Raw genomic sequence first — 13,252 nt, forward strand, 5'->3', positions numbered from 1 at the left:
GGGAGGATGTCACGACTCACCGCGTAGTTGTCCTTGGATACGACTCGATAAACTCCCTTGACGGGATGCTAAACGGGCTTTACCGGAGCTGGCCCAGTCTTGGAGAAATTGGATTTGCTCTTGAGCCGTGCGAGCCAGGGGCACAATTTGGCTGGCTGCCTCTAGGATATCCTGGGTAGTAAAGTCACGATCCTGACTGAAACCGATGTGCATGGCTTCGACAATCATTTGTTCAATCTCCGCCCCGGAAAAATCGGGAGTTTCATAGGCGAGGCGATCGAGATCGTAGTTGGCGAGGTTATGGGGTCGCAATCGGGATAGATGGACGGAAAAAATTTCCCGTCGTTCGGCTTGAGTGGGCAATCCGACGAAGAAAATTTCATCGAAACGACCCTTACGCAAGATTTCTGGCGGTAACACTTGGATATTGTTGGCGGTGGCGACGACAAAGACGGGGGAATCTTTTTCCGCCAGCCAGGTGATAAAGGTGCCAAAAACGCGGCTGGTGGTTCCCCCATCGCCACTCCCACCTAAGCCGGCGAAGGCCTTATCGATTTCATCAATCCAGAGAACGCAGGGCGCGAGGGCTTCGGCCACTTGAATCATTTGGCGGGTGCGGGATTCAGATTCGCCCACGAGGCCGGCGAAGAGTCGCCCCACATCTAGGCGTAATAGGGGGAGATGCCAATGATGGGCGATCGCCTTGGCACTGAGGGATTTTCCCGTTCCTTGAATGCCCACCAGGAGGAGGCCTCGGGGATAGGGTAAGCCATAGTCACGGGCTTTTTCTGAGAAGCCCCCACCTCGGCGCAGCAGCCAATCTTTGAGGTTATCGAGTCCGCCAATGTCGCTAATTTCTTCGGTGGCCCCGTAAAATTCCAGGATTCGGGTTTGGCGAATGGTTTGGCGTTTTTCTTCGAGGATTAGGTCAACATCGCCGGGTTCGAGTTGGCCATGGGTGGCGATCGCCCGGGCCAACACCCGACGAATCCGCTCTAGGGAGAGGCCCTGACAGGAGCGCACCATCTCATCGAGGAGGCGATCGCCCAAGGGCCGGCCCATCGCTGACAACAATCCCTCTATTTCTCGGCGAATTTCCTCGGCGCTGGGCAAGGAAAACTCCATCACCGTCAAGACTTCACTGAGATCTTCGGGGATGGCCACATTCGGCGCCAACAGGACCAAGTTCTTGGGTTGAGATTTGAGCAAGCGAGCCAGATTGCGCAGCTTGCGGGAGATAGAAATATCCTCTAGGAAGCGATGAAAGTCCCGCAAAATAAAGATAGCTGGGGAATTGGCGGGCAATTTCTCCACCTGTTCCAAGGCTTGCAAGGGGTTGCGCCGTGCTGTTCCCGCATCATTGGCATTGCCCTGATAGCCGTCCACAAAATCCCAGATATACACCGCACGATTGCCCTGGGTTTTGGCGGACTGGTGAATCGTCGCTTCCACCCGTTCTTCTTCCAGGGTTGAAATGTAGAGAATCGGGTAACGGGCCCGCAGCAGCAGTTCAAATTCGTCTTTAAAACTCATGTTTTAACGAGTTGGCTCACGTGGGAGTTTTCCTTTGAGATCTTGCAAGGCGGCCCAGCGGTGATCGAGGGTGGGGGGGTTGGCGCTCTCCACATCAATCCCGCCACAGTCTTGACGACAGAGTTTGCGATGCGGCAGGGCTAGACATAATTGTTCATAGAGCCATTTTTCTGGGTCAAAGTGACCCTCAGGATGCAAACTCTCGGTCAGTTCTTCGCTGAGGACTTCTTGTTCCAGGGGCAGATCCTCGAAGCGATCGGCATTGACATCGAGCCAAATCACTTCTTCGGGGGAGACATTGAGGCGATGATTGTATTGTTGCAGGCAGCGATCGCAGGTCAGGGTAACAATGGCCTCCAGGGTGGCCTGAATCTGGAGGTAAGTCCCCGCATGGCTGACTGACAGAGTCCCACGCACCGGCATCAAGGTGTCCAATTCGGGAATAAATTGCTTAAACTCGATGACTTCAGTTTTTTGCGGTGCTTTTAGTAGTGACGGAACATAAATCGGTTCCATTGTCAAGTCCTCCCAAACGGTCGAGGTGCAGCCCAAGCCAATGTCGGGTCGACAGCATCCGCTGTGATTCTATCAAACTGCCGACGTCCCTGTAGCAAAACCTGTCCCGGTTCTCGGAACAGGTCTTAGCATCTACCCCAGTTTCCTCAAGACTGACCGGCTTTTTTCTTGCGTTTCGGCTCAAATGGCAACTCCTGACGGTTACCCTCTTTCGCTTTCGCTTTTTCTTGAGCATCCACAATTTTTTGCAGATTTTCCGGGAGCGGTTCCCGAGACAAAATAAAGGTTTGTAGGGTTTGAAAGATGTTTGCCACCACCATGTACATCAGCACCCCAGCCGGAAGCGGGAAAAATAGGAACATCCCCGAAAAAATCACCGGCGTTAGCTTACTGATGGTTTGCTGCTGAGGATTGGCATTACTATCTTGTCCTTGTCCTGAGAGAATCTGGTTGAGATAGAGACTTAAGCCAAAGAAGAGAACCATACCCACAATATCCCAGTGGATTTGTCCATTGTCCCCCGTTGCACCAACGCGGCCCAAGGCCTGAATAAACAGGAAGCCTTTATTAGCTGCGAGTCCGGGGATTTTGCCCTCTAAGGTCACTTTACCCGGTTGTAGCGCTTCTAGGGTTCCATCCTCTTGCAGACTCACCCGATTTTCCCCATCTTTGACTTGCCATTGGGGTTGAACCTCCGGGTTATCATAGTCTTGCAGCAACTGTGCCAGGGGCGTCCCATCGAGGGATTGAAACTCTAGGTTAACCTTCTCACCCACCACCAAGCGATTGCCAGCGGGTAACACCGCTGCAATTTGCCGGTGAACCCCATCGGTGACATAGATATTTTTGGGGTCACTGGTGTACACCTGAGGCTGGATGCGCTCGATCTGTTCCCGAGGGAAAATCTCGACATCCACCTGGTAGCCAATATCGGCAAACGGTGATCCCCGTAAGGTGGCAAATAGGGCGAATAGCACCGGCATTTGGACCAGAATCGGCAAACATCCCGCTAGGGGGTTGCCGAACTCTTTGTAAACAGCACTCATTTCTTCTTGCTGTTTCGCCGGATCGTCTTTATAGCGTTCTTGGACTTCTTTTACCCGTTTCTGCATGGCCGGCTGCGCAACACGCATTCGACGCATACTGCGGATCGATTTGGCGCTGAGGGGGTAAAGCGCGAATCGGATCACCAGGGTTAGGGCAACAATTGCCAGTCCGTAGCTCGGCACGATCCCATAGAATAAATCTAGGATCGGCAGCATTACGTTATTGGAGAGAAAACCAACACCAAAATCCATTACGTTTTACGCCAATTTCTGCGCTGTGATATCGTCAATCTGACCCAATCTTAATAAGTGGTTTGAGGATTATTGTCCTAGAGAGCCACTAACCTGTTGGGCATCGGGGGACAAATGCTCTTGAATGTAATTGTACACCTCCCGAAACTGAGGGACCGCTCGCAGTTCGAGCCGACTCCCCCCTTCGAGGGTTAATACCATATCTCCCCAGAGTCCGAAGCCTCGGGGAACGGTCACAATTTTGCGAATTTCTGAATAGACTACATCGGTGCGATCGCGCCCCATCCAGCCTCCAGTGACCGATAGGCGGCGGTTGGTAATCCGAAACCGCAACCAGAGGGCACGAATGACCGCCCCAACCGTCAGGGGTAGGCCAATGACCGTTAAGCCAATTAGGATATTGAAAATGAGGTCGCCGATATGGGGACCTCCTTCATAAAAGACTTCCTCGCGAATGCCCATTGAGTACCTCGACTCTTGCCAACAACTGCTCTAATTCTTGCAGAAAGTGTCGTGAATTGCACTCTTTGGCTTCGGGATAGGCAATAACAATCACATCCCACCCGGGCTGGACTCGGGGGAGTAACTGGCGCAATGCGGCCCGAAGTCGTCGTTTAATTTGGTTACGGACAACGGCTTTTTTACTGATTTTACGACCGACGCTAATACCGAAGCGAGTTGGGGGAACGGAGTGAGTGCTGTTCCCCTCAGTCTCGGGTTGGGATTGGCGGTAGGCTCGTAATCCCAGCACGCGAGCGCGCGCACGATGGCCACGCCGATAAACCGTTTGAAAGTCTTTCCAATGGCGAAGTCGATGAGCCTTAGGTAGCACCAGGAGTCCTAAACGGAAAGGCGGGCCCGCCCTTTGCGACGACGAGAGTTGATTACTCGCCGCCCGGTTTTGATTCGCATCCGGGCGCGGAAGCCAGAGGTCCGTTTACGTTTGCGGACAGTTCCGCCGAAAGTTCGTTTAGTCATGGGTTACGCCTATGGTTGACAAATATGCAGTTTACCATTCTACATCAAAATCCCTGGGGCTGTGCTAAAGGATTGGCAATTTTTGAGCCTTGGATGGCTTGTTGCTGGGCACGCCGAGCGCGATCGCAGTAACGTCGGGCCACGGAGTCCTCGGGACAAGTCGTTAAACACACTTCGAACCCGGCGATCGCCTCAGTCCATTGCTGCTGTTCGTAAGCTTGGACGGCCTGAGTAAAGGTGGCGAGAGTCTCCTGTTTTTGCTGACGCAGGGCCTCAGAGTCCCCGTCAAATACCTCATACAGGGTCGTCCTGCGAGATTTCCCCCTTACGGTGACCACGCCTAGCCGACGCAGCCGGTACCCTTGAGGGTGAGCGAGTCCCTCAACGGTTCGTTGACTAATCAGCAGCGGTGCGCCATAGTCTTTTGTCAATTGTTCCAGACGAGCTGCCAAATTGACCGTATCTCCAATCGCCGTTCCATCGAGACGATTGGTTTCACCGACAATTCCTAACATCAGTGGGCCCGTATGAATGCCAATCCCCAACTCAATGGGTTCGATGTGCGGATTCTCCCGATTGAAGTGGGCCAATTGTTGCAAGATGGCGATCGCCCCTTGAACTGCTGAATCGGCCCCACCGCTGAACAGGGCCATAATGCCATCACCCAGATACTTGTCAATAAATCCCTGATGGTCTTGAATCACCGGGCCAATTTGGCTGAGAAAATGATTGAGAAAGGCAAACGTCTCCTTGGGGGAAAGTTGTTCACTGCGAGTCGTGAATTTGCGAATATCGGCAAACAGAACTGACATCTCCCGTTGTAGGCGATCGCCCAAGTCCACGTCCAAGATACTTTGTTTGTTGAGCAATTGCAGAAACTGCTGGGGGACAAAGCGGGCATGGGCCTGGTTCAGGGCACTCAAATGGTCGGCGAAGGCCCGGCGATCCGCCTCGGCCTGACGACGTTCACTGATATCCTGAAACGCTGTTAGCCCATAGAGAACCTCACCCTTCCCGTCAAAAATAGGCGTCCCCCACACCTCCAAGGGAACACGCCGCTGACCATTATCAACTTCCAGGTCATCAATTGCCGAACAGTCTCCCCGCAGCGCCCGTATCAACGGTAATGCCTCCGAGGGATAGGGGTTGCCATCACTGGCGCGATAGGCATGATAGATCTGTGCCAAATCCCCAGGAAGGCTTTTGGCAACAATCCCCTTGCCCAAAAGACGCTCAGCAGTGTGATTGGCGTAATAGGGTTGGCCCTGAGCATCGACGACAAACACGCCCACCGGCATCGCCCCCAGAAACTGTTTCAGTTGTTGTTCACTGTTGCGGATTTCCTGATAAAGCTGGGCATTGGTCAGGGCGATCGCCGCCTGTCCGGACAGTAACTGCAACAACTCAATCCGTTCGACCGTAAAGGCTCCCGGCGTGAGATTATTTTCCAAATAGACGACCCCAATCAGTTCATTTTGATGTCGTAGGGGATAACAGAGCAGCGATCGCGGTTGCTGACTGAGCAAATAGGGATCTTGAGCAAACCGGCCCTCGCTGCGGGCATCCATTAACACCACAGGTTTCTGAGTTCGGGCCACATAGTAGACAATGGAGGTTGCCAAGGTCCCATTTAGGGGTCGCTCCTCCACCTGCACCTGTTCTGGCTCTAGCTCATCGGATAGGCGACCCTCAACGGCGATCGTCCAGTTCGGGCGAGTCTTCCCCGGCGGCAACACTAAGGCCCCCCATTGGGCACCGGCACTGGTGAGGACAGTTCGCATCAACGTTGCTAACAAGCGGTCCAATTCAATCTCTTGGGCGATCGCCTGGGCCGCCTTCACCACAGCCGTCAAATCCAACGCCCCACTCTGACTCCCGGTACTGGTCAGCCTGGTGGTCTGGGTCGTGGTTTTGGAGCTGGAGGAGGTAAACCAATCCAAGGGATAATCAGCCTCCAGTTGAGCTAGCTTAGCGGGGGCTTGCCAACGGCGATAGGTGTCGTAAGCCGACTGTAGATAAGCCTGAGCGATGCGAGTGCGTCCCCGGCCCCGATAAAAGTCTCCCGCCAACTCCCACGCCAGGGCCTCTTCATGGAGAAACTCCCCTAGGGCAGCTCCTTCAATCGCCTGTTCATAGGCCACCTCGGCGGTCAGGATATCTCCCGAGAGCCGAGCGATTTCCGCAACTACGAGATCTCGTTTATGGGCAAAGGTACTGGGACTGGCCTCGGCCCAACGCTCCAGGCTATCCCGTTGCTCAAGAATCCGAGTCCAAAGGAGTTGCTGTTGCGCCTCAGATGCGTCTGGATAAACCCTCAGAGCCGCCAGAGCCTCATAGAAGGGCAGTTCCAGGGCGGGTAATAAGCCTGCCATGGCGTTGACGTAGAGTCGAGCCTGTTCAAAGGCAGTCAGAGCGGCCCTTCCATCTCCTCGAAGCAGATACAGGAGCATCCCCTGAACCAGGTGCAGATTGTACAACCCAGCGTGAGTCTTGTCTTCCTCCCATTGGGCCTGCTGAGGTGCGGCATCAAACAACTCCCCGGCCAAGTCCCTGGGATTGGCATTGTGACCCTGAAGGTTCAACGTCATTTGGGTCCAGAGGCTGGCATAGGCCAGAGAAAAGGTTTGGTTGAATCGCCGTAGCAGGGCGATTAGGTCTCGTTGTTCTTCTTCAACGCGGCTGAGGGGTTCGCCGCTCAACAGTAGGTTCGAGCCATAGTGAAGGATGGCATAGCCAGTAAATTCGAGATCCCCGGTTTGTAAGCCGATTTGGATGGTCTCCCGTAAACCCGTCAGGGCAAATTTCAGGGGACGTTGCCAATGATGGATAAAGGCATGGAACAACTCCAAGACCTTACAGTCCACAGCCGGATTGGGGTAGCGGTCTAAGACCCGTTGAGCTAATTCTCCAAAGGCGTACCCCCGTTGAATGTCAAGGGTTTGCGTTCCCAGGATTAAGCCGCAAAAGGCATAGGCAAAGGCTCCTTCTGCGCAGTTTCCATGGCGCCAGCATAGGTCTAACATGGTCCAGTTCAGGGGGGCCAGTTGTTCAGGACTGCTGATGCACATGGGACTGAATAGCACCAAACCGATCCGTAGGGCAGCCTGAGCTGTTGCATCTCTTAATTGGGGCAGAGCATCCCACTGTTCGATCTCCCCTAAGTCTGGCGCCTCGTCTAGGACGGTGATGCCGAGATGGTCTAGGGCGGCCTGACCGAGGGCGATCGCCTGCTGCATTTGGTTTTGGACGCTATGAAACTGAATTTCGATTTCCCAAACCGGAACCCGATCCAAGACCGTTTGCGCCTGCTGGTGAACCTGTTGCGCTAACTGGGCTGCCTGGTCATAATGGCTGCACAGATATTCTGCTTCGACGGAGTTACGGTACAGGGTCAGGGCGAAGGAGTAGTCCTGTTGCCAAAGCTCGTCTCCTTCCAGCTCTCGGGCCACGGCCAGGTAGTTGGCAGCGGCGGGATAGGCGGCTGCTGAGCGAGCTTGACGAGCGGCGAGAATGTTACAGCGGCTGACCTGGGTGAAATCATTGGGGTCATCAACCTGGGGTAGGCCCAGGTTGAGATGGTCAGCAATTTCAAAATAGGTAGCCTGGGAGTTGCCACAGGCGAGTTCTGACAGCAGAATTTGACCGATTTGCCAATGCGTTTTAATCCGCCGGTTAGCCTCCATTGATACATAGGCGGCTTCTTGTAGGCGATCGTGAGCAAAGTGATAGGGGTTAACTCGTCCCTCCCTCTGGGACTGAGTATCCACGATGACAAATCTTGCCTCAATAGCGGGGAGTAGGGTTTGAATGATAACGGCTACCGAGTCTTGAGTCAGGGAGCTGAGGCGATCGAGGTTAAAGTCGTTGCCGACGCAGGCGGCCAATTCCAAGAGCTGTTGGGTCTCTGGTGGAAGTTTACGGAAATTAGCTATCACTAAGTCCACCAGGTTATCGGCTAGGTGCTGATCTACCTCAGCGAGATCCCAACACCATGGATTGACCGTTGCCCGGTCATCATGACGGTCATTGAAGCGAATGATCCCATCTTCGTAGAGGGTTGTCAGCAACGTGGTAATGAAAAATGGGTTTCCCGAGGTCTTGCGCTCAATGACTTGAGCGAGGAGACTCACCTGTTCTAAGGTTTGCTCAAGGGCAGCGGCGATCAGCTCAGTCACGGCCTTGAGGTCGAGGGGCTGAAGCTCAAGCTGCTCGATGAAGACCCCGGACTGTTCGAGGTAGTCGAGGAGAACGGCTAAGGGATGGGTGCGACCGACTTCATCGTTGCGATAGGCGACAATGGGCAGAAAGGCGAATCCTTGTTCATTGAGTAGGACGCGCTGGAGTAGTTTTAAGCTATCCGCATCGGCCCATTGCACGTCATCGAGAAACAAAATGAGGGGATGCTCGGGTTGAGAAAAGACCCGTAGCAGGTTTTCGATGACGAAGTTGAAGCGCTCCAGGGATTGGCTGGCGGGGAGTTCAGGGACTGAGGTCACCTCCCCTAGGATGAATGCTAGATTGGGGACAAGCTTGACGGCAATTTGAGCGTTATGACCCAGGGCAGTTTTCAGTTTGTCCCGCCAAATTTGTACCTGGTCATCTCCTTCAAGGAGGAGATGATCTACTAAATCTGAGAGGGCTTGAGTCAGGCCGGCGTAGGGAATGGCTCGCTGAAGCTGGTCAAATTTACCTCGGGCAAAATAGCCCCGCGCGGCGGTAATTGGGGCGTAGATTTCCTGAACCAATCGAGATTTCCCCATCCCCGAGGGCCCAGTTACCAGCAGGAGTGAGGCGGCGGCGGTGATATCTGGGTTTCTCTGGTCCCCGAGGCTGTGGTCAAAGGCCTGTTGTAGTCGCTGAAGTTCTAAGTCCCGTCCATAGAGCTTTTCCGGTATTTGTAGGCGATCGCAGCGGTCTGTACTCCCGAGGGGAAAGGGGTCAATCGACTGGTGTTGCTCGTAAGCTTGACGACAGCGCCGTAAATCCTCGGCTAGCCCCCGGGCGGTTTGATAGCGATCTTCGGCATTTTTGGCCAGGAGTTTGAGAATAATCTGGGCCACAAGGGGGGGTAATCCCGGAGCTTCAGGGGTTGGAGGCGGTTGAGCAATATGGCAATGAACTAATTCCAGGGGATCAGGATGTTCAAAGGGGAGAGTTCCGGTACAGAGTTCGTAGAAGAGAACCCCGAGTGAGTAGAGATCGCTGCGAGAGTCAAGGACGCGATTCATACGCCCAGTTTGTTCTGGGGAGCAGTAGGGGAGGGTTCCTTCTAGACTCTGGGGTGGGGTGAGGTTGGGCTGTTCACGCCGAAAGCGGCTGGAAATGCCGAAGTCAATCAGTTTAAGTTGACCGGTTTCTGGGTGAATTAAAATATTGGCGGGGTTGAGGTCTTTGTGAATAACGCCACAGCGGTGAACGTCCGCTACAATCAACGCGATCTCTTCGGCGATACGTAGGCAGTGGGTCCAGGAGTTGGTCGGTTGCTGGAGATACCACTGAGATAGGCTTAAGCCTCCATAGTCTTCCAGGATGAGAATTGGTAAACGGCGATGGGAGATTAGGTCATAGGCTTTGACTACCCCCTCTAAGTTCAGGCTCTTGAGGATTTCATATTCTCGCTCATAGCGATGGCAGTCATAGAGTCCTCCATCTTGATCGGGTTTTAAGACTTTCAACACCACCGCTTGGCCATCTTGATCCCGCTCGGCGCGATAGACCCGAGTCTTGGAACTGTTATGAAGGATTGTGGAAATGGAGTAGCCTGGGATGAGAGGAATGGCCATATTTAAGTCAACACCGGCACAGCCTGAGAGCCACTAAGGGTATTTACGGCAATGACCTGGTTTCGTCCGTAATTTATTAAATTTTAATCGACGTGTCTCGTGACTAGGGTTCGCTTGAGCGATCGCCATAGTGATAGAGATTCGGGTTTTGGCTCAGCGGAGATCCTGGGCGCACCCGACCGCCAAGACGCAAAGCTACCGCACAGGCACTGTTTATCCCTGTTGTCAATGCCCCTTCCATCCAACCACCGGCCCAGGAGACGCCGTCTCCGGCTAAGTAAATCCCGCGATCGCTCTCTGGAGACAATGCTGTTTGGAATTGGTAGTAAAGGGCATGAAGATGGGCATCCTGACCGGGATATTGGAGTTTGAATGCTCCCTGATAACCAGACTCAACCTCCCAGTCTACACACAGGATATCATCTTCGCCCTGTAGAGGCTGTAAATGCTCTGCAAACTCGGGGCTAACGTTGGCGATCGCCTGACGGAAACACTGCAAACGCTCCTGTTTATCCAGGGCAAGGAGTTTACTAGAGTCATCTTCCCAGGTATAGCTGATGAGGATCACGCCGTTGTCCTCGGGGTTGTAAGGACGAGGGTAGTCCAAAGCATAGACGCCGCGAGGCAATTCGTCAGTTTGGATATTTTGAGGAAAGGTTGGATCATCGAGCCAGAACTTGGTTTTAGTGCGGATAAAGAGTTTGGATGAGTTCGTCGTGTGGAGGTTGCGAATAGCTACTTTCACCGCTTCATCAACCACCGGAATACCGGAACCACCTAGGGTTAAGCCCAACCGTTCCATAGCTCGAGTAGGGATGGCAACAATCACGGCTGGGAAACATTGATGATGGGTTGTTCCCTGGCTATCACGCCAGGTCACTTGGGGTTGCTCCTGAGACAAGTCAATTGCCGTGACCTGTGAGCGATAGCGGATTGCCTCCGTGGAAGCCAGGGAGGCAGACTCGCCGCTCGGGAGGGTGACGGATTGATGATAGAACCTCTCCATCATCGTACTGATGCCAAAGGGCAGAAACTGTTGTTGATTTTCCCAACCGTTGGCAATCAGGCGAAAAATTTCTAGGAAGTTGGCGGAATAGAGGGGGCCAAAGCCTCCAGAGCCGATCCCCAAAGCACCAAATGCGTTCAATTCTTCGTCAGTCCAATGGGGAATTCCTTGTCGCACCCCTTCGTAAAAGGTTAAATTTTTATAGCGATCAATGTAGGACTGCCAAATTTGTCGCAGCCGATCACGATCCTGGCTCTGCCAAGCCTCTTGTAAAGGTTGCCATAACCCATTACTGAATTGAGACCAGGCTTGGCCAATAGCTCGAAATTTGGCATCCTTGGGCGTTGACTCTCCTGTTGGCCAGTCAATGATCCGATTTTCATAGTAGAGACGAGTGGGGACTTGACCCGGATCAGGAAAGGGGCCGCGTTCGGTTAACCCAAAAACTTGGTTGAGATAGAAAAGAAATAATCCTCCCGAAAGAGGAAAACGCATGGCACCGAATTCAGCAAAGATGTCGGAGTTGGGAAATTTGTGGGAGTAGGCGCGTCCTCCTAGGCGATTGCTGGCCTCAAATACCACGGGTTGCGCCCCAATTTTCAATAACTCGTAAGCGGCGGCTAGCCCGGATGCACCAGCGCCAATAATCGCCACCTCAGTTCCCCAGAGGGGTTGTGGAAGACTGGCAATGGGTCCTTGTTTAATGAAATCGACGTAGTCATAGAGGGTATCAATCATCCCCTTAATTGAACTGGCTGATGTGTTGGGGGCGATGTTCGATAAAAGAGACATAACACAATGGCTGTAATAGAACCTGGGATATAGCCATAGTCTACCCTTGACCTAGCGATACCTGCTCTATCCTGGGTCACGTGGTAGCGACTTTTGGGGGTCTAGCCTCATGGAGCGAGCGAGGAGCATCACATCAGCCTCCGAGACTCGGGGGAACCTCAGAGGCTGAACTGCCGCCGTAATCGAGATTAGCGGGGGCTAATGTTCAAAACCCAAGTTCCCAGATAGCGAGCCATGGGAAGATCCCCAGGACTAAATACCCGTGCGTTGAAGTAGTACATTCCCCCGAAGCGAGGATTGCGGACGTTAGAAAAGACGATTTCAATATCATTCCCCGCTGCAACCGGCTCAAGGGGATAAATTTCGATGACGTGGTTCTCTTGATCCCAAATCACCTCTTCTAGGGGGATCACCTCGTAGTCCCGATTTTGTCGAACTCTCACCTGGACGGGCTGCCGATGGGGGTCTCGGTCGGGGTTGAGATTGACATCGAACTGACCATCGAAGTAATCAGGGTAGTCAATGGAGAACTGATTGACAGCGAAGCTCATTTTATCGGCAGGAATCCGCAGACGATAGCGATCGCGCGGATGTCCGGTTCGGCCATAGTCAAGGCGAAAGCTGAGTTGATTTTCCCGTCGTGGACCGCCGAAGAGGGTAAATCCAGGTAACCCTTGTGCGGTCACCTCGGGGGGAGCCGCAACGGCCAAGGCCCCAATGATCAAACTTGCAGATAACCAACGTTTCATAATAACTCCTAAATCTAGATCGCAAAACGGGTGTGATGGTTCGGGAGCGTGCGATCGCTTTTTTGCCCTGTTAATTCTACAGTGTTAACTAATGTATCAATAGCCAGGGTCAACTGTTACGATAGTTCATTCCCTGGGCGATCGCCCACCACGCTGGCCAGAATCTCCCGGTCCTTAGGTCTTGCTGTAGCTTAGAGTCTTTACCCAGACCTGCACTCAGGCTCTGTTAAGTTTCGGCGGTTGGCCAAGAAATCCTCGCGGTCTAGATAGAACTTAGATGCCAAGAGGCCCGAGTGACTGGATAAATATCCAAGTTAGCTGACATTTTGGGGACGGCAGGAGGCTCGAACTCGTTTCCAGTATCGGGGTTGGTCTTAAGACAAGTTAAAGAGCCTGTGCCACTTTCTAGAGATTGATCTACTATTCCCAGTAGATAGAAGCAGATACAATCCGGCCCCAGTCTTTGAAAGACACAGGGGTTACCGTTCATCCAACTGTCCGGGGTCGTATCACGGGTTGCACTACTTGTCGTATCAATTTGGTTATCACGAACTGATCGTCAAGTCATCCCGCCGCTAAAATCGCAGCATTAAACCC

9 protein-coding genes are annotated in these 13,252 nt (G+C 53.2%); all 9 read right to left on the reverse strand.

Annotated features, from left to right (window positions below; genetic code table 11):
* Positions 1–9: 9 nt before the first annotated feature.
* The 9 genes from NEA10_RS01675 to NEA10_RS01715 all read right to left on the reverse strand — a co-directional run bounded on the left by NEA10_RS01675 (position 10) and on the right by NEA10_RS01715 (position 12,655).
* On the reverse strand, positions 10–1,533 hold the full coding sequence (locus tag NEA10_RS01675; RefSeq protein ID WP_252663489.1) for a Ycf46 family AAA ATPase: 1,524 nt from the start codon (positions 1,531–1,533) through the stop codon (positions 10–12).
* A gap of 3 nt (positions 1,534–1,536) precedes the next feature.
* Complete coding sequence (locus NEA10_RS01680) at positions 1,537–2,049, reverse strand: YceD family protein (protein ID WP_252663490.1); 513 nt, start codon at positions 2,047–2,049, stop codon at positions 1,537–1,539.
* 146 nt (positions 2,050–2,195) lie between these two features.
* Positions 2,196–3,347: a membrane protein insertase YidC gene (gene yidC / locus NEA10_RS01685; protein WP_252663491.1), complete on the reverse strand. Its 1,152-nt coding sequence runs from the start codon at positions 3,345–3,347 to the stop codon at positions 2,196–2,198.
* A gap of 69 nt (positions 3,348–3,416) precedes the next feature.
* Positions 3,417–3,809: a PH domain-containing protein gene (locus NEA10_RS01690; protein ID WP_170190035.1), complete on the reverse strand. Its 393-nt coding sequence runs from the start codon at positions 3,807–3,809 to the stop codon at positions 3,417–3,419.
* Positions 3,781–4,179, reverse strand: coding sequence for a ribonuclease P protein component (rnpA, locus tag NEA10_RS01695; RefSeq protein ID WP_252663492.1), 399 nt, complete (start codon positions 4,177–4,179; stop codon positions 3,781–3,783). The genes NEA10_RS01690 and rnpA overlap by 29 nt, the downstream gene beginning before the upstream one ends.
* 8 nt (positions 4,180–4,187) lie before the next feature.
* On the reverse strand, positions 4,188–4,325 hold the full coding sequence (gene rpmH, locus NEA10_RS01700; protein WP_068787874.1) for a 50S ribosomal protein L34: 138 nt from the start codon (positions 4,323–4,325) through the stop codon (positions 4,188–4,190).
* Positions 4,326–4,369: 44 nt separating this feature from the next.
* Positions 4,370–10,108, reverse strand: coding sequence for a protein kinase domain-containing protein (locus tag NEA10_RS01705; protein ID WP_252663493.1), 5,739 nt, complete (start codon positions 10,106–10,108; stop codon positions 4,370–4,372).
* A gap of 103 nt (positions 10,109–10,211) precedes the next feature.
* A complete protein-coding gene (locus NEA10_RS01710) occupies positions 10,212–11,906 on the reverse strand; it encodes a flavin monoamine oxidase family protein (RefSeq protein ID WP_252663494.1) in 1,695 nt (564 codons plus the stop codon).
* A 188-nt stretch (positions 11,907–12,094) separates the two neighbouring features.
* A complete protein-coding gene (locus NEA10_RS01715; protein WP_252663495.1) occupies positions 12,095–12,655 on the reverse strand; it encodes a DUF2808 domain-containing protein in 561 nt (186 codons plus the stop codon).
* Between the last annotated feature and the right edge of the window lie 597 nt (positions 12,656–13,252).

Origin of the sequence: Phormidium yuhuli AB48, assembly GCF_023983615.1 — a bacterium.
In the GTDB taxonomy this organism is placed as follows: domain Bacteria; phylum Cyanobacteriota; class Cyanobacteriia; order Cyanobacteriales; family Geitlerinemataceae; genus Sodalinema; species Sodalinema yuhuli.

Coding starts and splice junctions, on each gene's coding strand:
- NEA10_RS01675 (WP_252663489.1), bottom strand. CDS start 1,533: ATGAGTTTTAAAGACGAATTTGAACTGCTGCTGCGGGCCCGTTACCCG.
- NEA10_RS01680 (WP_252663490.1), bottom strand. CDS start 2,049: ATGGAACCGATTTATGTTCCGTCACTACTAAAAGCACCGCAAAAAACT.
- yidC (WP_252663491.1), bottom strand. CDS start 3,347: ATGGATTTTGGTGTTGGTTTTCTCTCCAATAACGTAATGCTGCCGATC.
- NEA10_RS01690 (WP_170190035.1), bottom strand. CDS start 3,809: ATGGGCATTCGCGAGGAAGTCTTTTATGAAGGAGGTCCCCATATCGGC.
- rpmH (WP_068787874.1), bottom strand. CDS start 4,325: ATGACTAAACGAACTTTCGGCGGAACTGTCCGCAAACGTAAACGGACC.
- NEA10_RS01705 (WP_252663493.1), bottom strand. CDS start 10,108: ATGGCCATTCCTCTCATCCCAGGCTACTCCATTTCCACAATCCTTCAT.
- NEA10_RS01710 (WP_252663494.1), bottom strand. CDS start 11,906: ATGTCTCTTTTATCGAACATCGCCCCCAACACATCAGCCAGTTCAATT.
- NEA10_RS01715 (WP_252663495.1), bottom strand. CDS start 12,655: ATGAAACGTTGGTTATCTGCAAGTTTGATCATTGGGGCCTTGGCCGTT.